At 51.5% G+C, this 23,393-nt stretch carries 18 protein-coding genes and 1 pseudogene; 16 read left to right on the top strand and 3 right to left on the bottom strand.

Annotation, left to right across the window (positions count from 1 at the left end; genetic code table 11):
- Positions 1–7: 7 nt before the first annotated feature.
- The 7 genes from C2M29_RS11370 to C2M29_RS11340 all read left to right on the top strand — a co-directional run bounded on the left by C2M29_RS11370 (position 8) and on the right by C2M29_RS11340 (position 5,673).
- Entirely contained in the window at positions 8–631 is a 624-nt protein-coding gene (locus C2M29_RS11370) for a bifunctional 4-hydroxy-2-oxoglutarate aldolase/2-dehydro-3-deoxy-phosphogluconate aldolase (protein WP_105189885.1), read from the top strand.
- Between the two features lie 14 nt (positions 632–645).
- The gene (gene gap, locus C2M29_RS11365) at positions 646–1,650 is read left to right on the top strand and encodes a type I glyceraldehyde-3-phosphate dehydrogenase (RefSeq protein WP_105189884.1); all 1,005 of its coding nucleotides are present in this window, start codon (positions 646–648) and stop codon (positions 1,648–1,650) included.
- Between the two features lie 139 nt (positions 1,651–1,789).
- Positions 1,790–2,134 carry a metalloregulator ArsR/SmtB family transcription factor gene (locus C2M29_RS11360; RefSeq protein WP_105189883.1) on the top strand — a complete coding sequence of 115 codons (345 nt, stop codon included), beginning with the start codon at positions 1,790–1,792 and terminating at the stop codon, positions 2,132–2,134.
- A 26-nt stretch (positions 2,135–2,160) separates the two neighbouring features.
- Complete coding sequence (locus C2M29_RS11355; RefSeq protein ID WP_105189882.1) at positions 2,161–3,165, top strand: ArsJ-associated glyceraldehyde-3-phosphate dehydrogenase; 1,005 nt, start codon at positions 2,161–2,163, stop codon at positions 3,163–3,165.
- A 10-nt stretch (positions 3,166–3,175) separates the two neighbouring features.
- Entirely contained in the window at positions 3,176–4,381 is a 1,206-nt protein-coding gene (arsJ, locus tag C2M29_RS11350; RefSeq protein ID WP_105189881.1) for an organoarsenical effux MFS transporter ArsJ, read from the top strand.
- A 93-nt stretch (positions 4,382–4,474) separates the two neighbouring features.
- Positions 4,475–5,182: a signal peptidase I gene (lepB, locus tag C2M29_RS11345; RefSeq protein ID WP_105189880.1), complete on the top strand. Its 708-nt coding sequence runs from the start codon at positions 4,475–4,477 to the stop codon at positions 5,180–5,182.
- Positions 5,183–5,247: 65 nt separating this feature from the next.
- Positions 5,248–5,673 (top strand): hypothetical protein, encoded by a 426-nt coding sequence (locus C2M29_RS11340; protein WP_105189879.1) that lies wholly within the window; start codon positions 5,248–5,250, stop codon positions 5,671–5,673.
- 13 nt (positions 5,674–5,686) lie between these two features.
- Here C2M29_RS11340 and C2M29_RS11335 read toward each other — a convergent pair whose 3' ends face one another.
- Positions 5,687–6,556, bottom strand: a complete 870-nt coding sequence (locus C2M29_RS11335) for a patatin-like phospholipase family protein (protein WP_233998411.1) — start codon at positions 6,554–6,556, stop codon at positions 5,687–5,689.
- Between the two features lie 185 nt (positions 6,557–6,741).
- Positions 6,742–7,326 carry a TetR/AcrR family transcriptional regulator gene (locus C2M29_RS11330; RefSeq protein ID WP_105189877.1) on the bottom strand — a complete coding sequence of 195 codons (585 nt, stop codon included), beginning with the start codon at positions 7,324–7,326 and terminating at the stop codon, positions 6,742–6,744.
- A gap of 123 nt (positions 7,327–7,449) precedes the next feature.
- On the opposite strand from C2M29_RS11330, the gene C2M29_RS11325 reads away from it, so the two are divergent.
- Complete coding sequence (locus C2M29_RS11325; RefSeq protein WP_105189876.1) at positions 7,450–8,493, top strand: alkene reductase; 1,044 nt, start codon at positions 7,450–7,452, stop codon at positions 8,491–8,493.
- 136 nt (positions 8,494–8,629) lie between these two features.
- A pseudogene (locus C2M29_RS11320) lies at positions 8,630–10,407 on the top strand (choice-of-anchor I family protein).
- Positions 10,408–10,546: 139 nt separating this feature from the next.
- On the opposite strand, the gene C2M29_RS11315 reads toward C2M29_RS11320, so the two are convergent.
- Complete coding sequence (locus tag C2M29_RS11315; RefSeq protein ID WP_105189875.1) at positions 10,547–11,116, bottom strand: DUF6795 domain-containing protein; 570 nt, start codon at positions 11,114–11,116, stop codon at positions 10,547–10,549.
- 137 nt (positions 11,117–11,253) lie between these two features.
- Here C2M29_RS11315 and recC point away from each other — a divergent pair, with 137 nt between their 5' ends.
- From recC to C2M29_RS11280, 7 genes are all read left to right on the top strand, one after another.
- A complete protein-coding gene (recC, locus tag C2M29_RS11310) occupies positions 11,254–14,511 on the top strand; it encodes an exodeoxyribonuclease V subunit gamma (protein WP_105189874.1) in 3,258 nt (1,085 codons plus the stop codon).
- Complete coding sequence (gene recB, locus C2M29_RS11305) at positions 14,498–18,070, top strand: exodeoxyribonuclease V subunit beta (RefSeq protein WP_105189873.1); 3,573 nt, start codon at positions 14,498–14,500, stop codon at positions 18,068–18,070. Before recC ends, recB begins: the two co-directional genes overlap by 14 nt.
- Positions 18,063–19,895: an exodeoxyribonuclease V subunit alpha gene (gene recD, locus C2M29_RS11300; RefSeq protein WP_233998410.1), complete on the top strand. Its 1,833-nt coding sequence runs from the start codon at positions 18,063–18,065 to the stop codon at positions 19,893–19,895. The genes recB and recD overlap by 8 nt, the downstream gene beginning before the upstream one ends.
- A 67-nt stretch (positions 19,896–19,962) precedes the next feature.
- Entirely contained in the window at positions 19,963–20,280 is a 318-nt protein-coding gene (locus tag C2M29_RS11295; RefSeq protein WP_158684719.1) for a hypothetical protein, read from the top strand.
- Positions 20,281–20,339: 59 nt separating this feature from the next.
- The gene (locus C2M29_RS11290; RefSeq protein WP_105189870.1) at positions 20,340–20,843 is read left to right on the top strand and encodes an Mpo1 family 2-hydroxy fatty acid dioxygenase; all 504 of its coding nucleotides are present in this window, start codon (positions 20,340–20,342) and stop codon (positions 20,841–20,843) included.
- 247 nt (positions 20,844–21,090) lie between these two features.
- Positions 21,091–22,428 (top strand): N-succinylarginine dihydrolase, encoded by a 1,338-nt coding sequence (gene astB, locus C2M29_RS11285; protein ID WP_105189869.1) that lies wholly within the window; start codon positions 21,091–21,093, stop codon positions 22,426–22,428.
- Between the two features lie 479 nt (positions 22,429–22,907).
- Positions 22,908–23,306 (top strand): molecular chaperone DnaJ, encoded by a 399-nt coding sequence (locus C2M29_RS11280; protein ID WP_105189868.1) that lies wholly within the window; start codon positions 22,908–22,910, stop codon positions 23,304–23,306.
- The last annotated feature ends 87 nt before the right edge of the window (positions 23,307–23,393 follow it).

Raw genomic sequence — 23,393 nt, 5'->3', positions numbered from 1 at the left:
TTTTTACATGACAATAGAACAGATTTTAACATCGGCCCCCGTGGTCCCTGTGGTGGTAATAGAGCGCCTTGAAGATGCAGCTCCTTTAGCTCAGGCTCTATACAAGGGCGGATTACGTGCGCTGGAAATTACCCTGCGCACGCCGGTGGCGGCCGAGGCGGTAAAAATCATGAAAGAAACCGTGCCCCAAGCCTATGTTGGAACCGGCACGGTGATCGACAAGGCCACCTTTGAAGCATCCATCAACGCCGGTGCCGACTTTATGGTAAGCCCGGGCGTTAACGACGAATTACTCGCTTTGGCCAGCCAAAGTGACACCCCTTTCTTGCCCGGAGCGGCCACGCCAAGCGAAGTAATGAGGCTCGCCGAACGTGGCTTCTCTTTTTTAAAGTTTTTCCCCGCAGCCGCAGCGGGTGGTACGGCCATGCTTAAGTCCATCGGTGGCCCTTTACCCGGTGTCAAATTTTGCCCCACCGGCGGCATCAGCCTGGCGAGTGCGCCCGAGTACCTGGCATTAGACAACGTGGTCTGTGTCGGTGGAACCTGGATGCTGGATAAAACATTAATCGCAAATAAGGACTGGCAAGCCATCGAAGAACTTGCACGCCAAGCCAGCCAACTAAATAATTAATGGGGAGAGTGAAGATGATTAAAGTAGCTATCAATGGTTATGGTCGTATCGGTCGTAACACCCTACGTGCGCTCTATGAATCGGGTCGCAATGAGACTATCGCCATCGTTGCCATCAATGACTTGGCACCGGCTCATGTTAATGCACACCTGACCCAATTTGATTCGGTACACGGGCAGTTTTCGAAAAAGGTCAGCTTGCAAGATGATGTGATGCTGATTGGCAATGATGAAATCAAGTTGGTGCAGGAGCGCGATCCGGCAAACTTGCCGTGGGCGCAACTGGGCGTGGACATCGTCTTGGAATGTACCGGTCTTTTTACCAGTCGGGAAGCGGCGGCCAAGCATATCGAAGCGGGCGCCAAGAAGGTGATAGTCTCCGCTCCGGGCACCGACATGGATGCTACCGTGGTGCATGGCGTTAACGACCAAGTGCTTAATGCTCAGTGCAGCATTATTTCTAATGCGTCCTGCACCACCAACTGTTTGGCTCCAGTGGCCAAAGCGTTAAATGATGCCATCGGCATAGAGCAGGGCAGCATGACCACCATTCATGCCTATACCAATGATCAAAATCTGTCAGACGTTTATCATCCGGATCTATATCGGGCGCGCAGTGCCACGCAGTCGATGATCCCGACCAAAACCGGTGCTGCTAAGGCGGTGGGTTTGGTGCTGCCGGAATTAGCCGGTAAGCTCGACGGCATGGCGGTGCGTGTGCCCACCATTAATGTGTCCTTGGTAGATTTAACCTTTATTGCCAAGCGCGAAACCAGTATCGACGAGGTCAATGCCGCGGTGAAGGCCGCCTCTGAAGGTGCTATGGCCGAGGTGTTGGCCTACAATGAGCTGCCGCTGGTGTCTATCGACTTCAACCACAACCCGGCGTCATCGGTATTCGATGCCACACAAACCCGGGTGGATGGTAAATTGGTTAAGGTGATGGCCTGGTACGATAACGAGTGGGGTTTTTCTAACCGCATGTTGGATCAGGTGCAAAACCTCGCCAAGTTTTTATAATTCCATTGTTGTTATGTCAAAGCCGCCTAGAGCGGCTTTTTTTTATGCCCTCGTTTTGAACAGCTTATGTATATACGTTATTGCGTATATACATAAGCTGGGCTAGTATTCGCAATATACGAATTTTCATATATACACGATGGCCGTTAACTTTTTTAAAGCCCTAAGCGACGATACCCGCCTACTTATCTGCTTGTTGATCCTCCACGAGCAGGAGCTGTGTGTGTGCGAACTGGTCAGTGCCTTAGCCCTGAGCCAGCCCAAAATATCCCGTCATTTGGCGCTGTTAAAAGAGGCGCAGATGTTGCGTACACGCAAACATAAACAGTGGGTGTATTACCGTATCAATGAGCATATGCCTGCGTGGCAACGTCAGGTATTAGACACTACATTAAGCGAGAATCCACACCTGTTGGCGGCGGCCTTAACCGGTTTAGACAATATGGGAGCCAGGCCTGAACGCCAGGCTTCATGCTGCAATTAGGGTTAATAGACCCAAAGGAGACAGAGATGACAATCAAAGTAGGGATCAACGGTTTTGGTCGCATGGGGCGGCTGATTATGCGCGCCGCCTTCGACTGGCCCGAGCTCGAGTTTGTTCAGATCAACGACCCCGCCGGCGATGCGGCTACTCTGGCGCACTTATTAGAATTTGATTCGGTGCACGGGCGTTGGCATCACGCTCCAAGCGCCAGCGATGGGCAGATGCAGGTTAATGGCCAAAGTCTAAGTTGTTCACAATATAAAACCATCGCCGAGGTCGACTGGTCTGGATGCGATATTGTGATTGAAGCCTCGGGGAAAATGAAAACCCGAGCTTTGTTACAGCAATATTTGGATCAAGGGGTTAAAAAAGTTGTAGTAACGGCGCCGGTTAAAGAAGAGGGCGTGCTCAATATCGTCATGGGGGTGAATGATCACCTTTATAAGGGCGATGAGCATGATATTGTGACAGCTGCTTCCTGTACCACCAACTGTTTGGCTCCCGTGGTTAAGGTACTGCAGGACAATATCGGCATTAAGCATGGCTCAATGACCACGGTGCACGATATCACCAATACGCAAACCATTTTGGATGCGCCACACAAGGATCTGCGCCGCGCTCGCGCCTGTGGTATGAGCCTGATCCCCACCACGACCGGGTCGGCAACCGCCATTACCCATATTTTCCCCGAGCTTAAGGGCAAGCTTAACGGTCACGCCATTCGTGTACCGCTGGCCAATGCCTCAATCACGGATTGTGTGTTCGAGCTTAATCGCGAAACCACGGAGCATGAGCTAAATGCTTGGTTTAAGGCTGCCGCAGAAGGCGAGCTAAAAGGCATTTTGGGCTACGAGGAAAAGCCACTGGTGTCCATCGACTACCGCACCGATCCGCGCTCGAGCATCGTTGATGCGCTCTCAACCATGGTGGTGAACGGCACTCAGGCGAAACTATACTTGTGGTACGACAACGAGTGGGGTTATGCCAACCGCAGCGCCGAGTTGGTGCACAAGGTGGCAGCCAGTCTGTAATTAGGGCCCTATGATGATGAAATCAACGCCCTTGCAGCAGTACGGGGTGATCACTGCCAACTACTGGGCCTTTACCCTAAGTGACGGCGCCCTGCGAATGCTGGTGGTGCTTTACTTCTATCAGCTTGGTTATACGCCCTTGGCGATAGCCATGCTGTTTTTGTTTTATGAGTTCTTTGGCGTCGTCACCAATTTGGTCGGCGGCTGGCTGGGTGCCCGCATCGGGCTTAACCGTACCATGCAGCTGGGAATGGCACTGCAAATTGGCGCCCTGGCCATGCTTTTGGTGGATAAGAGCATGTTGACCGTGCCCTGGGTGATGGCGGCGCAGGCGCTCAGCGGTATCGCCAAGGACCTCAATAAAATGAGTGCTAAAAGCGCCATCAAGCTGGTGGTCAAGGAGCAGCAGCAAGGGCGTTTATATCAATGGGTGGCATTGCTGACCGGCTCGAAAAATGCGCTTAAGGGTTTAGGCTACTTTCTTGGCGGCCTGTTGTTATCCCTGTTGTCGTTTCAAGGCGCGGTATGGTCGTTAATTGCCTTGGTAACACTCGGATTTATAATGAGCTCCTTGCTGCTCGGTGAGGATCTTGGGCGCAGCAAGTTTAAGCCTAAATTTAGGGATGTGTTTTCTAAAAGCGCCGCCTTAAATCGCTTGTCTGTGGCCCGTTTACTCCTGTTTGCCTCTCGAGATGTGTGGTTTGTGGTGGCCTTACCGGTGTTTTTTATTAGCCAGTTGGGTTGGCAGCATCAGCAGGTGGGCGGCTTTATGGCGCTGTGGATCATTGCCTATGGCGTGGTACAAAGCATGGCGCCTAAGTTTACCCGTAGCGCCGCGCACTCGGTGTTTGTGCAGGCGAAACGATACAGTGGTTTGCTGGCTGCGGTCACCGCCTTATTGCTGTTGGCCCTGACCCTGATGGCAGACAGCATCAGTGCACAAACCTGGGTTTTGGTCGTGGGCTTGCTGCTGTTTGGCGCCGTATTCGCTATTAACTCGTCGCTGCACAGTTATCTGGTGGTGAAGCTGGCCGACCGTGATGCCGTGTCTTTGGATGTGGGCTTCTATTATATGGCTAACGCCAGTGGTCGTTTGCTTGGCACCTTGCTGTCGGGTTGGCTCTATCAGGTGAGTGGCTTGCTGGCCTGCCTAGTCTGTGCCCTGGTATTTCAGTTGGCAACCTGGTGGGTGTCGCGGCATTTGTCTGAAGGATAATGTGACGACTATATAAGTTGTTACATTTGCGGCTAAACTTTTCTTATATGGGGCGCTCTAACCAGGAATATAAAATCCTAATTGGAGCGCACCATGGCAAAAAAAGAAGCGACCAAAACATCATCCCTAACCCTTTCTAACGTATCTCTTATTTCGCACAAGGCCCTTAAAAATAACTGGGGCTTGATCCTTTTTCTTGCGTGTTTATTTACCATGCGCAGCTCCTTTGCTGATTGGTATAGGGTGCCGAGCGGCTCCATGTTGCCGACCATAGAAATAGGGGATCAGATAACGGTCAATAAGATGGCTTATGACTTACGTATTCCCTTTACCGAATACTCGCTGATGCGCACCGGTGAGCCAAAGCGCGGCGATATTGTGGTGTTTCAGTCCGCCGCCGCCGATGAGTTGTTGATCAAGCGGGTTCTCGGTTTACCCGGAGACACCATCGCCATGGAAAATGAAATACTGACGATCAATGGTGAGCCGCTGAGCTACAGCGTCACCTTTGATAATACCAACGCGCTGTTGGCTATAGAACAACTCGGTGAAGTGAACCATGCCATCCGTATCGATAAAAAACGCTCCGGCGCCAGCGGCAACTTTGCTTCTGTGCATATTCCCGCGGACTATTACCTGATGATGGGGGATAATCGTCGCAATAGCGCCGACTCGCGCTTTTATGGTTTAGTGCCCCGAAACGAGCTGAAGGGTAAGGCGCACCATGTGGCTTATTCGCTGGACTATGATGAGCATTATTTACCCAGGTCGGAGCGTTTCGGCAAAAGCCTTTATCGATAAAAAAGACTACACTGGATACACGGGTTTTAAAGGCGCCAGGCCTATGCCAATGTCGGTGGGTTCTTATGGATACACAAGCCAAGCTAAGAAGCTATTACTTCACTGCCGTGATCAGTCTTATTTTTGCCGTTATTGGCTTTACGTATAATGCCTGGCGGTTAGAGGTTTCAGAGGATAATAATATTGTTCGCACCGCTTCCTTCGAGGTGCTCAAGGAATTGTGGGAGCTGGAGCGCATCATTTATGCAGCCCATTATGATGAGGATGAAGTCGAAGGTAACCCAAGAAAGGGCTGGATTCAGGTCGGACTTATCACCGATTTAAGTGTTTTGATCAGCGGCGATATTGAACGCCAAACTCAGCAATTAAAACGCCTTTGGGCGGCACATTGGCAAGACCTGGGCCGTGATGATAAAAAGGCCGATGAGCTGATCGAAACCTTACATGGTGTGCGGCAAGACATAAAACGGGTCCTCATCGAGCTCGATTAATATCGTTTGCCATTTAACCCGCGTCTGCCGGAGGAACACTCCACTTTTTAACTGCCTTCATGCCTAATTCGAAACCCAGGCGGTAATCATCTTGCAAGTTTTTAGCATCCGAGCCCAGAGTCATGGAATGCAGTGGCCGGGTGGGCGCTATTTGCACTATGTTGACGCCTTCTGGCGGCGCATTCATAAAGTCCACCGCATCGGCATAACGGTGCTGATAGTGATGATACATGGCAAACATTCGCGGCGATTGGTTGATGCGACTCATAATGGGTTTTAATCGCTCCAGAATCGGCATTTTCCCATCGTCATGGGCTTCCACCGTGCGGATCACCCAGATGGTCTTAGCACCTTGTTCGTGAGCCCAGCGCACCGGGATGGGATCGGCTACGCCACCGTCCATCAAGCCATGCCCCTTCACTTCAACGCCGGGTCGATATAAAAACGGAATGGCACTGGAAGCCTTAAGATGATCGAATATATTATCGTGCCAGGTATGTAAATAGTGGGGGGCAAATGAGTCAAAATGACTGGCCACCGCGTAAAAGTTGCTCTGCGGGGTTAAATTGGAGGGCGTGGTCGGAAAGCGCACCCTGCCTTCTTGCTGTATCTGACGAAAATACCAGTCTAGATCGATCACATTACCACCGGTAAAAAACCGGGCGGGGCGAAAAAAGTTTTGTTCTGTAGTCAGTTGGGAGATTGCCGTGTGTGCGTATTGGTGGGCTCTGGCACAGTAGGCAGCGAGGTTTTGAGCGCCGGCTGAGACGCCGACTTTCAAATCAAAGGGGGTGAATTTCTGTTCTAAAAATGCATCTAACACACCGGCGGTAAAAATACCTTTTTGACCACCACCTTCGGCAACCAATGCAGAATTTATCATGCGTTTCATCCTCTACTGTTGTTATTAACGTCACTGTGAAGAGGCTTCCGATCGCCTTTATGGGGAATCGGGTGGGGCGCCGAGCAAGGTCGGCGCTTGATTAAGTGAATAGCCTTGGAGTTGACTCCGTGGATATGCGCTTACCCCTTAGTATAGCAATAAGGGCGCATCACGCTGATATCAAGTCAGTGTTTTTGAATGGCTCGCAGTAGCTGAGCCGACATCTGCTCTAAAATGTTTTGATCGGCGTTGGTAAAGGCATAGGTGCGCATACCGTAAATACCCATGGTGATAAAGCGCGCCAGGGCTAAGGGTGCTTCGTCGCTAATGGCCTCACCTTGACGCTGTGCGCGGGCAATTTGCTCGCCAAGGCTGTGCTCAATTTGTTGCAAGTTAGTGGCGAGCAATTGCGCGATTTCTGGGTCTTGCCCTTCAATCTCATTAAGCGAGCGGGTTAACAGGCACACCTTGGCACAGGTGTTTTGCACACATTCCTGCACCGTATTAGCGAGTAATTGTTTTAGGCTCGACAGCACCGCTTGGTCATCACTAAAAAGAGCTTCAAAGGCCAGCAATTTTTGCTGGTGGTAATAGCTGACCGCCTCGATAAACAACCCTTTTTTACTACCAAAGGCGCAGTAAATAGAGCCCGGGTGTAATCCGGTTGCCTGGGTTAATTTCTGCATACTCGCTTTGGCGTAGCCATGCTCCATAAAAGTGTGCATGGCTTGCTCTAAGACATGGGAGCGGTCGAACTCGGCACTGCGCATGGGTGTTGAGGTCCCTTATTTTTATGATGCATAAGATAGTATCATTTATTTTTTGGATATACTTGAATGTTCATTCAAGAGTCCTTATCTTGATTGCACATTCAAAGTTAAATTGAGTATTTTATGACGGACTTATTGTTGCAACCCTATGCCTTATCTTCAGGCACCATCCTTAATAATCGTGTCTTGATGGCACCGCTTACGCGTTGTATGGCTGATGCCGACCTGGTTCCTACTCAGGCGATGGCTGAGTATTATGGGCGCCGTGCCGATGCGGGATTGATCATCAGTGAAGCCACCATTATTCGTCCCGATGGTCAGGGTTATCCGAATGTACCGGGAATATTCAGTGAGGCGCAAATAGCAGGGTGGCGCAAGGTCACCGACAAGGTGCATGCCAAGGGCGGCAAGATCTTCTGTCAATTATGGCATGTTGGCCGCGTTGCCCACCCGCACTTTTTTGATGGCGAGGTGTTAAGTGCCAGCGCCATCGGGATTGAAGGCACGGTACCAAGAATGCGCGAGCTTAGCTACCAGACTCCGAAAGCGGCTACCCTGGAGCAAATAGCGGAACTTGTTAACGACTACGCCCAAGCCGCAGAAAACGCCATTGCCGCAGGTTTCGACGGTGTCGAGATCCATGGCGCCAACGGCTATCTGATCGATCAGTTTTTGCATCACAGCGTTAACCAACGCGACGACCGCTACGGCGGCAGCGCCGAAAATCGCGCTCGCTTTGCCTTAGAAGTGGTTGATGCCATTAGCGCCCGTATTGGTGGCGAGCGTGTTGGTTTGCGCCTTTCTCCCGGTGCCTACTTCCTGCTTGATCCGGGCGACAGCGAAGACACCAAGACCTTTGATCATCTGTTGCAGGAGCTCAATCAACGGGAGCTGGCGTTTTTGCATCTGGGTATTTTCGATGATGCCATGGAATTTGATTATCTCGGTGGTCGTGCATCGGATTATTTACGCAAACGCTATAAAGGCACCTTGGTGGGCGTCGGCAGTTATACCCCGGAGCAGGGGGCCGAGGCCATAGCAAACGAGCGTTTTGACTTGTTGGCCATAGGCCGCCCCTTTATCGCCAATCCGGATTTGATCGCCAAGGTCAAGGGCCAGCAGGCGCTGACCCCATACAGTGAAGACATGCTTGCTAAACTAATCTAACCCCCACTGGCAACGCCTGAGCGTTCAGGCGTTGCCATAAAATCGTCATCCTCCTTTCATGGCGATGCCATTGTTTTGTCACCTTGCGACTATTTACTTAGCCCTTTCCATTTCTTACAACAATTGAGACAGGGTTATGAAAAAAACATTTATAGCATTAACTTTGGCCAGCGTGTTGGCCGGCTGTTCACTCGATGGTGATGATGGCAGCGTGGGGGCAACCGGGCCGCAAGGGCCACAGGGTGATCAGGGCGAGTCAGGCGTGAGCATTAGCGGTGATATAGAGTTAACCCTGGTGGGTCGTGCGGTTTTGAACGCCGAGTCGCCGGAAGGGGCTGCGGAGATCGTCGCTTACCATGCACGGACTCAGCATATTTACGCTATTAACAGTTCTGGGGATAAGGCCACGGTGGAAATCATCGCCGCCGATAACTTCGATACCGCTGCCTTGGTGGCCGATAACGAAGGGGTGATCAGTAACACCAATTTGGACATCACCACCACCTTGGATGTCTCGGCGAATACACCGGGTGATGCCAACAGCATTGCCATCGACGCCAATAACGATTTATTGGCCGTGGCCATGGCCGGCGAGACCGGGGTAAAGGGTCAGGTGGCCTTTTATGATATCAGCGGTGATGCGCCGCAGTTTTTGCACAATGTTGAGGTGGGTTACCTGCCGGACATGGTGACCTTTACACCGGATGGCACCAAGGTGGTGGTGGCCAACGAAGGTAGCCGGCGGGCGATTATAGCATCGACCCCGAGGGCTCAATCTCAGTGATCGCCATCGAGGCCGGTAAACCTGCCGAGCAGGCCAGCATGTTAGGCTTTAGTCAATTCAATGACCAACAAGCGGAACTTGAAGCCCAAGGTGTGGTGTTTGCCAACCCAACCGGGCGCACCATCAAAGGACAGTTGATCAATACCACGGTGGCCATGGATCTGGAGCCAGAATACGTGGCCGTGAGCGCCGACAGTAAAACCGCTTATGTGTCCTTGCAGGAAAACAATGCCTTGGCCGTGTTGGACCTTGAAAATATGACATTGGAAGTACGTGCTCTGGGCTTTAAGGACTGGGGTAACTTGTTAATTGATGCCTCGGATAAAGACGGCGGCATTAACTTCCAACAATACCCGGGCCTGTATGGCATGTATCAACCGGATACCATTGCCACCTACCAGTGGCAGGGCGCCGATTTTGTGGTCTCGGCAAATGAGGGCGATGGTCGCGAATACTTCTTTGATTCTGCCGATGCAGCCAGCTGTTTGGCAGAGGGCGGTTTAGAGTTTGATGAAGACGATGGCTGTTTGGCCTATATCGATGAGTCCCGTGTTGAAGACTTAGATCTGGCGGATAATTTTGCCTATGTAAATAACGATGATGACGACATTGGTCGTTTGCTGGTGACCACGGTGCGCGGTGATGCCGACATGGATGGTCGTTATGAGCAACTGTATGCCTATGGTGCCCGTTCATTCTCTATCTGGGATGCCAATACCGGCCTGGTGTATGACTCAGGTGACGATGTCGGTCGTATTACTGCGGCGATTCACGGCAGTGCCTTTAACAACAATGAAGACGAAAACGAAGGGGATACGCGCTCAGACGCCAAAGGCGCGGAGCCCGAAGCCCTGGCCGTGGGTCAAGTGCAGGGTCGTACCTATGCCTTTGTCGGCCTGGAGCGCATGAGTGGCATTATGGTGTATGACATCACCAACCCATTCGACGTAAAGTTTAAAAACTACGTCAGCAACCGCGGCCTGGTTGAAGGCGCCGATATCACCGGTGATCTGGCCCCGGAGGGTATGCGTTTTATCAGCGCCGAGCACAGCCCTAATGGTATGCCGCTATTGGTGGTGGGCAATGAAATTTCCGGTTCGGTAAGCGTGTGGCAAATCGATCTTAAGTAACGGGTATAAAGCGGTGGTGATTTAAGTCTCATTTTTATGACGGATGTCATTAAACTGCAATATCAATTACTTAAGCTACTCGGCAAGTAATGACCTGCTTGTTGCTTGAATTCTGATTAGACAACCCTGACTTAGCCGCTCAAATGAGCGGCTTTTTTTGTACCTGCTCCGGCGCTAAGTCGCAGATAGAATACACATTGACCGGCAAACCTAGGCGGCGCTTGTCATTAATGCTGAACTCATCCTCTCCCCACAACAGGTTGCAATCAAGCTGTGACAGGGTTTCTTGAACAACAAAATTATCCATTTCATGGTCGATGGCGGTGTACCAGAGCACATATTGCTGGCCCTGATAATAAAGACTAATGTCCTGCCACAGTCTGTCTGTTGAGCGCCCTAAAAGGGGTTCATCCGAAGTGAGGGCGGCAAAACTAAACTGGCCTTGCTCGTCGGTGATCGCCTGGCTGACAAAATGCTGCTCGCCTATGGATAAGGTGCGGGTAACTTTGACATTGGCAAGGCGGGTATCACCCATGGCGATTCGCCCTTGAATTTGCGGTGATAAGGTTTGTGCCTGGAGCAGGAGTTGCGACAACGGCGTGCGACTGGAGTTGGCTTGCGTAAAAAATAAAAAGGCACAGGCCAAGATGCCGGCACACAGTAAACTGGAGACGATTAAACGCATATTCACACCCTGTGAAAATTTCATCCGAGAAAGCTTGAAAGGTACTGCATAATCGCGTTTTTTGCAAACCGAAGGGACCAATTCACCTTATGTTACAGTGGCCTAGAGTATCGATAAAAAATTGCGTACACTGGGCCTTTATCCCTTAACAGCCATTACGCATGCTGCATATCATTCAGTCTAATCGCATGGAGATCCTCAGCGCGCAACTATGTGCGCTGCTAGCAACCCCCAGTAGCGAGGATATTTTCGCTCGGGAGCTGGTTTTGGTGCACTCGCCGGGTATGTCGCAGTGGCTCAAGCTTGAGCTCACAAAGCAACTGGGCGTGTGTGCTCAGGTTGACTTTCCCTTACCATCGAGCTTTGTCTGGTCTTTGTACCAGCAAGTGCTGCCCGGCGTCCCCGAAGAGTCGGCCTTTAATAAAGCCAATATGGCCTGGAAACTCTATGAGTTACTCGAGCAAAAGTTGCCTTTGCCTAATTATGAGGCACTCGCCAGCTACTTAGAGGATGATATCGATGGCAGTAAACGCCATGCCCTGTGCGAAAAAATTGCCGACGTCTTTGACCATTATTTAATGTACCGGCCGCAGTGGCTGCAAATATGGGAGCAGGGCGAGGATGAACTGGATGAAGTGGACATCGCCCATGCGCCCTGGCAGCCGGATTTATGGCGCAGCCTGGTCGCTGCCGTAGCCGAGCGTGGGCAAAGCCCTTATCACCGCGCCAATATGCATGAAGCCTTGTTGGCGGCACTCGACGGTGCCAAAGTGCAATTGCCGCCACGCATCTGTTTATTTGGGATCTCGGCCCTGGCTCAGTCGCAACTAGAGGTGTTTAATGCCTTGGCACAACACACCCAGGTGCTGATTTTCTTATTTAACCCCAGCGAGCATTATTGGGGCGATCTGGTCGATGAGAAAACCCTGGCTAAGATCAACAGCCGCTATCAGGTAAAACCCCAGCTTGATGCAGCCGCCGAGGGCGCCCATTATTATATTGTTGGCAACCCCTTGCTGGCCTCCTGGGGCAAGCTGGGACGGGATTACCTTGAGCAACTTATACAACTTGATGGCAAATGGATTGATGGCTTTGACGACGAATTTGCGCCGCATTTGCTTGGCCAGTTACAAAAAGAAGTGTATGAGCTGGCCTTTAAGGGTCAGAGCCTGGCCGAGGACACTCAGTGGTTTGTGAGCGACGAAGGCAAAATGCCGCTGCGTGATGACGACACCTCGGTGCAACTGGCCAATTGTCATACCCAATTACGGGAGGTGGAATGTTTGCACGACCACTTGCTGCGGGAATTTGCCAAAGATCCAAGCCTTACACCCAAAGACATTATCGTGATGATGCCGGATGTCGGCCAGTACAGCCCCTTTATCGAAGCGGTCTTCGGCGGCGCCAAGGGCGCTCGTCATATTCCCTATGCCATCGCCGACTTATCCATCGCCCAGGAGCGGCCGCTGCTCAATGCCATCTTGGTGCTGGCGAACCTGCCATTTAGCCGTTTCGGCGTCAGCGAACTGATGGACCTGCTGCAAATTGGTGCCATCAGTCAGCGTTTTTCCTTATCCGAGCAGGAATTGCAGCAATGCCATGTGTGGCTTGAGCAAGTCGGGGTGAAGTGGGGTATCGATGGCGAGCATAAAAGCGAATTTGCGCTGCCTACGCTGGCACTGAATACCTGGCAGCTGGGTTTGCAACGCTTGTTGCTTGGCATGGCAACCAAGTCGCAACCCTATCGGGGCTTATACCCCGCCGATGCGGTCGAGGGGATGAACAGTGACATACTGAGCAAATTGCTTTGCTTTATTAATGCGTTGCTGGAGGCGAAGGCCTTGCTGAGCCCAGACGTCGACCTGGCACAAAAGGTGGCCGCCATGCGCCAGGTGTTGGAGCATATATTTGCTGATGACAGTTTAAGCGCCGTGGATCTTGCGACCATAGACACCCTGTTTACCAGTATCGATAAGCACTATTTCAACGGCGATTATCTTGGCCCCATCTCGCAGCGGGTGTTTGTGAACCTGCTGCAACAGGGCATTGACGATAAGGGCGTGGGCCAGCGTTTCTTAATGGGGCAGGTGAACTTTTGTACCCTGATGCCAATGCGGGCTGTGCCCTTTAAAAAGGTCTGCATTCTTGGTTTAAACGATGCCGATTATCCTCGCAACGTCCAGCCTATTGGCTTCGACCTGGTGCCCTTTAGCAAACGCCGAAAGGGCGATCGCTCGCGGCGCCTGGATGACAGATACCTGTTTTTAGAGGCGCTTCTGAGTGCCCGTGACAGCGTGTACCTTAGCTATATTGGCCGTTCAAGCCGCGATAACAGCGAGCGCATGCCCTCTATTTTGTTAAGTGAGTTATGCGAATATATCGACCGTTGCTTTTATTATCCGGACAAGGCCATGCCAGTGAGCGCCGTGCTTACCGCGGTGCATCATTTGCAGCCATTTCACAGCGATTACTATCAAAGTGAAGGAAGCTGGCAAAGTTTTAACCCCATCTGGGCTTTGACCTATGAAGATGGGCAAGAGCAAGGCGAACAACCTGCCTTAGAGGCGCACCCAGAGGCAATTATTGAGCTTGATGCCTTGTTACACTGCGCCACTCGCGCCCAGCAATTTTTCTATCAACAGGTGTTGGCGGTGCGCATCGCCGATATCGATGAAGGTAGCGATGATAACGAACATTTTACCCTTGAGGCGCTGGCCCGTTATCAATTGCTTGATGAGCTGCTCGAATGTGCCGTTAATGATAAAGAAGTAGATGATGCCGAGCTAATTCAACGCGGCGTGTTACCTCAGGGGATCATGGCTGAGGTGACCCTGGGGCAATTAAAAACCCGCATCACAGCGTTAGCGCAGCAAGTGCGCATGCGCCTCGGCGAACAATCACCGCTGCTGGTGGAAGTGGATGTCAACGTCGGCGGTCACCAGATACAGGGCTGGCTGAGTCATATCTATGCCAACGAGCAGGTCTTTTATCGCAGCGCCAGTATTAAGCCTAAAGACCGCATCAAGGGCTTTATTTATCACCTACTGGCGCAATTAAGTGGCCATGCCGTTAGCACGGTTGTGATGGGTCTGGACGAGCAGGTGCGTTTTGCCCCGCTCACTGCAGATCATGCCGAACAACTGCTATTGCCCTGGCTGGCGCTATACCGCGAGGCACACACACGCAGCCCAGCGTTTTTTCCGATCAGCGCCTGGGAATGGTTGCAACAGGGTGAAATAAGCAAGGCCAATACAAAATTTGTCGGAGCCTATATCGGCGTGCCAGAGCGCGCCGATCCCTATATCAGCGCCGACTACCGGGATTTATATCAATGCGAGCAGGAATTTTGCGACTGGGCGCAGCAGTTATTAGCCCCCATCAATGAATTGGCTGAGGAAGAAAAATATGCAGATTCTTGATCCCCTCAGTTTGCCCTTGGTCGGGCAGCAGCTGATTGAAGCCAGCGCCGGGACGGGTAAAACTTACACCATTACCGGCTTATACCTGCGTTACTTGTTGGGTATGTACCAGCAGACAGACGGTAGTCAAGGCGAGCCCTTAAGCGTTGAACAAATCCTGGTGGTGACCTTTACAGAGGCGGCCACCAGTGAGATAAAAGACAGGGTGCGTGCGCGCATCACCGAGGCTAAGGAAGTGCTGCTAGGCAAAGCAAGTAGCGATGAGCTGGTACAGCAATTATTGGCTCAGGTAGAGCAGAAGCAGCAGGCCTATAACCTTTTGGATGCGGCGGCAAAATCCCTGGATGACAGCGCCATTTTCACCATTCATGGCTTTTGTCAGCGGATGTTAAAACAGCACGCCTTTGCCTCCAATATGGCCTTTAACCTGCATTTCGTCTTGGATGAAAGTGAGCTGCAACAACAAGCTGTGTTCGACTTTTGGCGTCAATTTGTTTATCCCTTATCAGCGCAACAGGTACAAGCTGTGCTGGCTCATTACCCTTCGCCTTACACCCTGCTAAAAACCCTGAGCCCGCTGATCAACCGCGAGCAATTGGTATTGGAGCCCGCCTTTGACGAGCCGAAACAGGCATTAGCACAGGTTTGGCAGCAGCAAGCGCAATACCTTGAGGCCCTGGAGCCGTTTAAGCAGCAACTGCGAAGCGGCGATTTCTTCAGTGCCCTGGCCGCCAGCGATATCAAGGGTAATGCCAAACCCAAACACAAGGCCAATGTCGCCGGTCTGCATGCTTTCGCCCACAGCGACGACCTTGAGCTGGCGCTGGGTAAGGCCAAGCAGTCCTTTGAGCTGTGGTCCAGTGCATCCTTGCAGGACCCGAGTATTTACAAGAAAAATGGCAGCGTCTTCTCGCATGAGCTGGTGAGCGAGTTTGAGCGCTTGAGTGAACTCAGCGCCGGCTTTGGCAGTTCTTTAGCTCAGTTGTTATGTATTTACGCATTAGACTATGTACGCAGCCATGTGCAAACGGCAAAAAAACGCCAGCAATTATTGGCTCCGGACGATCTGCTGAGCGGTCTCTATCAGGCCTTAGGTAACGACAGCGAGGGTGAGCTGGCGCGACAAATACGCAGCCAGTATCCGGTGGCGATGATCGATGAGTTCCAGGATACCGATCCGGTGCAGTACGGCATTTTTAATACCCTCTATCGCCCCCTGAGGTCGGCCATGAGCGGCCTGACCATGATAGGCGATCCCAAGCAGGCCATTTATGGCTTCCGTGGCGCCGATATCTTTACCTATATCGATGCCAAGCGACAACTCGATAAGCAGCGTTTGTATACCCTGGCGGTCAATCACAGATCCAGCACAGAGCTGGTGGGCTGTGTGAACTACCTTTTCAGCGGTCATCCACAGAGCTTTATTTACAATGATGAAATTCCTTTTTTCAAGGTTAAAGCCAAGGGCAAGAAAGAGCAGTTATGCCTTGATGGCAAGCCATTGGCGGCGATGGAATTTATCTGGCATGGCGGCGGCGCAGAGGTCCTCTCTAAGGAGCAGGGGCAGGGAGCCTTGGCGGAAAGTTTTGCCAAGCGTATCCATTATCTGCTGGCCGAGGCGCAGCAGGGGCGTTTAACCCTGGGTGAGACGTCTCCCTGTGCCGGTGATTTTTGCATTCTGGTGCGCGACCGTCGTGAGGCGGCCCTGATGAAAACAGCCCTGGCCGAGGCTGGGGTGGCCAGTGTCTATCTGGCTCGTGAGAGTGTCTTTAAGCAGCCCTTGGCGCAGCACTTGTATCGCCTGTTAAGCGTGTTGCATGGCCCTTACGACGAGCGCTTGCTAAGGGGCATGTTGAGCGGACCTTTTTATAACTTTTCGGCGGCTCAAGTACACGCCCTTGGTGATGATCAGCAGCGCTGGAGCGAATTATTAAACGAATTTGCCGAGTTAAGACGCCGCTGGTATGCCGATGGTGCCCTGGCCATGCTTGAGCAGCTACTGTGGCAAAACCAATTGCCCCAGCGCTGGCATGAACTGGGGTGGGATGTGCAGCGGGCGCTTACGGATTTTCGTCATCTCGGCGAAATCCTGCAACATAAGCAAATTGAACTTGATGGCACCACACGCCTGCTCAGTTATTTTCACCAGCAACTGAGCAGCGAAAACGGTGAGGGCGACAGCGCCCAGCTGCGCCTGGAAACCGATGCGGAGCTGGTGCAAATCGTTACCATGCACGCCTCCAAGGGCCTGCAATACCCCATTGTTTTTATGCCGTTTGCGCAAAGTTACCGCAGCGCCGCCTTGGCCTATTATCATAGTGACGGTCAATTGCGCCTGGATCTGGCTCAGGGCGAGCAGGCCATGATAGCCGCCGAACGTGAACGCTTGGCCGAAGACCTGCGTCTGCTCTATGTGGCGCTGACTCGCGCCATTTATCACTGCGCTTTGGGAATGTACGGCATAGGCCAATGGGGACGCTCACAGATGCACAGTTGTGCCTTGGGTTACTTGCTGTTTAGTGATTCGGAGCCACAGGCGGACTTCTATGCCTTACTGGCGGACAAGGTCGGCGCTAACCCCAATATGGCGCTGATGAACACAGAGCAAGTGTTTGAGTCCACTGACGTGCTGGCGCACAGCAGCGAGGTCGTCCTCGAGGTTGCCACGCCACCGGCGGGAATAGAGCGCCATTGGCGGGCTACCAGCTTTAGTGCCTTAAGCTATAAACGCCATGAGGCGCCGAGTTTTGGCGCCGGCGGTGGTGATGATGATGAAGACCATCGCATGGAGCAGTACTTATATCCGGCCAGCTCGGCCGAAGAGGCAGTGCTCAGCAGCTATGAGTTTCCTAAGGGACCTGGGCCGGGCAGCTGTTTGCACGATATCCTCGAGCAAATCTCCTTTGCCGGGGTTGCCAATGGTGAGTCACAAGCCCTGGCGCAGCTTGAACAGGTGTGTCAGCAAAGTTTACACAAATACGCCCTGGACGAACGCTGGCTGCCGCTGTTACAGCAGTGGATGGCAGACATAGTGCGTTGTCCACTCAACGACAGAGGCTTAAGCCTGGGAGCGCTTGCCGATGAGCATTGTCTGGTGGAAATGGAATTTCATTTACCCCTTGTTGAGCTCGAGCCAACGGCCTTTAACCACACCATGTTAAGTCTGTTCGGCTACGATTTCGATTTTGATTTTGACCGTGTGAAGGGTGTCTTAAAGGGTTTTATCGACCTTATTTTTTGCCATGAAGGTCGTTATTATGTACTTGATTATAAATCAAATTATCTGGGCGATAGCGCCCTTGATTATGATCAGAATGCGCTCACTCATGCCATGAATGCGCACAGCTATCATGTGCAAGGGGCTATTTATATGGTGGCCCTGCATCGTCTGTTGCAAAAACGTTTGCCGGATTATGATCCAGAGCATCACTTAGGCGGGATGATCTACACCTTTATGCGCGCCATGCCCGAGCAACAAGGGGTGTATTGCAAAGCCTTTAGCATCGATGAAATTAAGCAACTGGATGCCTTATTCGCCCAAGGAGAGCGTGGTGATTGAGTTATTACAAGCGCACAAAAAGGTGCGTACCGTGGACATAGAGCTGGCTAAGCTGCTGGTGGGCGAGCCCTTGCACGGCGGCAATGAAATGGGATTTTATGTGATTCTATTGCTGCTTAAGGCCATGAATGAGCAACACTCTTGTTTGGACTTAAGCACCCTGGATAGGGCTAACCCCTTCGAACTAGATCTCCGTGCCTTAGAGACAGACCTTGTGCCCTCCGTGGATATCGAGCTGGGTCTTTCACAGTTACATTGCATTGGCGAGCAGCAACCGCTGCGCTTGCGCGATCAGGCCTTGTATCTGGCCCGTTATGATGACTACGAGGCCCTGCTGGCACAGCGCTTTAGCAGTCTGGCCGAGGCGCCCATCACTTTGGATAATGAGCGCCTGACAGCGTTAATCGAACTGTATTTTGGTGCCGATGACGAGCAAAGCCCGAACTGGCAAAAGGTGGCTTGTGCCACCGCGGCCACGCGCAAATTTTGTGTGATCAGCGGCGGTCCGGGCACAGGTAAAACAACCACAGTGACCCGGCTACTGGCCATTTTGCAGTCCCTGTATTGTGAGGCACCATTGCATATTGAGCTGGTAGCACCCACGGGTAAGGCCGCGGCACGCTTAAGTGAGTCGATTCAAGGGGCGAAACTGGCCCTGCCAGATGCTGGTCAGGGTGTGGCGGCGCTCATTCCTGAGCAGGCACAAACCCTGCACCGTTTGCTCGGTACCTTGCCATACTCCAACCAGTTCCGTCATAACCGCGCCAACCCGGTGCATGCGGACTTAGTCGTAGTCGACGAGGCCTCGATGATAGACATCAGTTTGATGGCCAAGCTGGTGGATGCCTTGGCACCGCACACCAGACTTATACTGCTTGGCGATAAGGATCAGTTGAGCTCGGTCGACAGCGGCAATATTATGGCCGACCTGTGTTGCCAATGTCAGCTTGGCCAGTTACCCAATTACAGCGCAACCTGGGCGCAGCAATTGGCGAGTCTGTGTGGGGAGCATCAGTATCACAGCCAGCAGGAAACCCCCTACCTGTTGCGCGACAATATCGCCTTTTTGCAGCACAGTTATCGCTTTGCCCAGGGCAGCGGTATCGGCCGCCTGGCCTATGCGGTTAATCGCGCCGAGCAAAACACCGCAAAACAACTGCTGCACAGTGGCGCCCATGACATCAGTTACTTTGATCTGCAAGAGGGCTTTTATTCCCAGCTCATCGACCGTGCTGCACACCAATATAGCGCGTATTTAACCTTGGCCGGCGAGGGGATGGATGCCAAGACGGTGCATCAGGCATTTGCCCAGTATCAATTGCTGGCGGCGCTGCGCGAGGGTCCCTTTGGCGTGCAACAACTTAATCAACGCATTGAACAGCGTCTGGCGCAACAGGGGTTGATCGACCTGAGGCAGCGTTTTTATCTTGGTATGCCCTTGATGATTAACCAGAACGACTACCAGTTGCGGCTGTTTAATGGCGATATCGGCATTGTGTTACCAGGTGAAGACGGGGCCCTGAAGGCCATGTTTATCGGCAGTGATGGCACCATCCGCGCCATTGATCCGGGGCGCCTGCCCGGATTCGATAAGGTCTTTGCCATGACCATACATAAGTCGCAAGGCTCTGAATTTGCCCATACCGCCATGGTGTTACCGCCTTTGGGCCGTGGCGGCCAGCGCCTTAACCGACAACTGGTTTACACCGGCATTACCCGGGCTAAGCAGCACATTGAGCTTATATGCGATATGCGCACCTTGTCCTTTGCCATTAACCAGCCCATTCGTCGTGCTTCCGGGCTCTACCAGCGGCTACAAGGATAAAGCGCGTATGTGGCCTTACATTATTCTATGCCTGATCCTGGTAAAAACGTCACTCTTAGGCTTGGGTATGCTTTCAATAGTGCTGGCCTTGCTGGGTTTATTACTGCTGCGTTTAGGTCTGGGTAAACCTCAGCCCTGGGCGCACCGGCGGGCGGCGAAAATATTTAAGCTGGCACTTGGGCTGCATTGCCTTGTGTACGCCTTGCTGCTGGTTAAGCTCCTGCTGCTTGAGTCATGGGAGGACGTGCCCATGTTTATCGCCAGCCACCTGCTTGTGCACCATATGATGGCCGCCTTTATTGGTGCGACGCTTATCTTTATGCTTATTAGAAGTTATTTTACCTTCAAAGAGCAGGTGAATCGCGGCCAGACGGAAAACGCGTAGGCAGATTAGGTTTTTTACTCTAAACTGGTTTTTACTATACGTAAAGCAGGGTAGAGACGATGAAATCACTTGTCAGCCAATTGGCTAACTACGCCCACTATCATAGGGATAAGCGTAATATCTGCACCCACTTTATTGGCATCCCGCTGATAGTGTATGCCTTGGCGGTGTTGTTGTCGCGACCAAGTTTTACGCCCACTCCCGAGCTCACAGTCACTCCCGCAGTGCTCATTGTTGCTATTAGCTGTGTTTATTATTTGTTTCTTTCCCTGTCCCTGGGGTTAGTAATGACGATGCTGATGGCCGCCGCTCTGGTGGGCGCGGCACCTTTAGTGGCCTTGCCCTGGCCACAATGGCTGGCATGGGGAGTCGGGCTCTTCCTAATTGGCTGGGTATTTCAATTTATCGGTCACTATTTTGAAGGTAAAAAACCGGCGTTTCTTGAGGACGTAACCGGCTTGGTGATCGGCCCGCTGTTTGTTGTCCTAGAGCTACTGTTTATGCTCGGCCTATATAAAAACCTGAAACAGGAAATTGAGCACATCGCTGGTAAAGTCCACTAGGCTTAATGAGCTTAGCCATGTTTTTTGTCGGTGCTTATTATGCAAAACCACGGTTGCTTATTTTGTGTCACCTTGTTGGCACAGGACTTGATTACTTCCCCTTCGTTGCATCAATACGTTTTACTTCACATATACCCAGCTCCGTTGGTTTAAAGGGGGAGAAGGGTTATTCGTTGGCAAACGTAAGGTGACAATTCGGAAATAAACAAAACCAATGCAGTGCGCTACGCACCAAAAGGGGGCAGCAGTGAGCTATTACGAGGTTAATTTTGATGGTCTGGTAGGGCCTACACACAACTATGCAGGCTTGTCGTATGGCAATATTGCATCTAAATCCAATGCCAATAAGGTGGCCAACCCCAGGCAAGCGGCGCTGCAGGGCCTGGAAAAAATGTGGTCTTTAGTACAGCTCGGGCTGTATCAAGGGGTGCTGGCGCCCAATGCGCGTCCTGACTTAGCGATGCTAAGAGCCTTGGGCTTCAGTGGCTCGGATGCGGCGGTGATCAACAAGGCAGCGAAAACCGAGCCCACGTTATTGAAGGCCTGTTATTCGGCGTCATCCATGTGGGCCGCCAACGCCGCTACCGTCTCGCCCGGGTGTGATACGCAAGACGCTAAGGTGCACTTTACGCCGGCCAACCTGAATAACAAGCTGCACCGAGCGATAGAGGCTAAAACCACGGGGCAAATTTTGCGTGCCACCTTTAATGATGATACGCATTTTGTGCATCATCCGCCTTTGCCCCAGCACTCACTCTTTGGTGATGAGGGGGCGGCAAACTACACCAGGCTGGTCGACAGTTATGGTCACCATGGACTTGCCTTGTTTGTCTATGGCGAAGACATGAATGCTAATGTTAGGCCCTCCGCGTTTCCCGCCAGACAAACCCGTCAGGCGAGTGAGGCGATAGCACGTAGTCATCAGCTCGACCCGAAGCGCACCTTGTTTATTCAGCAAAACCCCGACGTTATCGATCAGGGGGTATTTCACAACGATGTGATAGCCATTGGCAATGAGAACGTGTTTTTGTTTCATGAGCAGGCGTTTTATCAACAGCAGGCGGTCATAGAGCAGATCCGCAACCGGTATTCAGGCTCACGTCCTTTACACCTGATAGAAGTAAAAACAACAGACGTTACAGTCGACGACGCGATCAAAAGCTATATATTCAACAGTCAATTAGTGAGCCTGCCAAATGGGGGCATGGCCATTATCGCCCCAAGCGAATGTCAGACCCTAGGCAGGGTAGAACGCTATCTGTCACTGCTTTGCAAGGCCAGTAACCCGATTAATGAGGTGATCTATATGGACCTGAAGCAAAGTATGCAAAATGGTGGCGGACCGGCTTGTCTGCGTTTGCGTGTCGCACTGTCACAGCAGGAGCTGGCAGCGGTTAATCCCTCCTGCCTGTTGGATGACGGCCTTTACGCTGTTTTGTCTGACTGGGTTAAAAAACACTACCGTGACAGAGTCTCTGAGACGGATTTGGCCGATCCCACCCTGATGACTGAAAGCCAATCAGCGCTCGATGAACTGACTCAGATACTGTCCATTGGCTCCGTGTATCCGTTCCAGCAAAATTAAGCTTAGCAATGTAAAAAGAGCAGCCACCGGCTGCTCTTTTTACCTGAGATTAGGTCTGCTCTCGAAGAGAAAGAAAGTGTCATACCCACACTATTGGTGGGGTGGCCGGGCTCTCGGCTCAGCGCCAATCGCACACCCGTGCTTCTTATCCTTAAAAATACGGATAGGTAAAAACGCGTCGATTATGGTTGTTTTGGCACGCTATGTAATACACAGATCCGGCTCGGTTATGTGATGATAATAGATAATCTACTGATATTTAATGATAAAAAAATTATATAGCGAGCCACATAAGGCCCGAATAAGTGAAGGTACGTTTTTTCTGGCTTGTTTCTTGATTGCTTATGAGAAAAACACCTGATAGCTTGGTGTTAGTATTAAGTAAAAATTTTATTAGTGGGACAAGTTTGGGTTGTGGGTAACTTCCTTAACTGGGAATTCGCACTAATAAGCTGTTAGGTGCTCAAGAAGGATTGTGTATGCATCGGGTATTTTTCCTGGTTCTAATAGGTATTTCTAACTTAACTTATGCCGCTGAATCTGAATTGGGTTATCAAGGAAAAGGTGGGCAAGTTTTTGGATTTAAAACAGTACTCGAGGCACTTGAGGCTCTAAAATCAGATCCCAATGTTGAAATTAGAGAATCTGACGGGTGGGTAATTATAAATGACAACACCAATAAAACCCTCTGGTCATTTGCCCCAAAAGATCACCCTTCCTATCCGTCAGTAGTTCGTCGAGCTGCAGTAGAAAGGGGTGGACAAATTGGTATTACAACTCAAGTAAAGTGTAGTGCTTCGAGAGTTGCTTGTGACTCGTTAGTCAAAGACTTTATGGAGTTAAATCGAAAAGTTAAAAGTGAAGTTACGAGTAACTAGCGCATTTAACAAGCCAGGTTACGGGACAGTTTTAAGCTGGCTCCCGACGCTTCGCGTCTAATTTTAGTTAGCTTAAAAGCCGCCCCT

Origin of the sequence: Pseudoalteromonas sp. T1lg48, from assembly GCF_002964785.1 — a bacterium.
In the GTDB taxonomy this organism is placed as follows: domain Bacteria; phylum Pseudomonadota; class Gammaproteobacteria; order Enterobacterales; family Alteromonadaceae; genus Pseudoalteromonas.
This window is presented reverse-complemented; position numbering and strand designations above follow the sequence as displayed.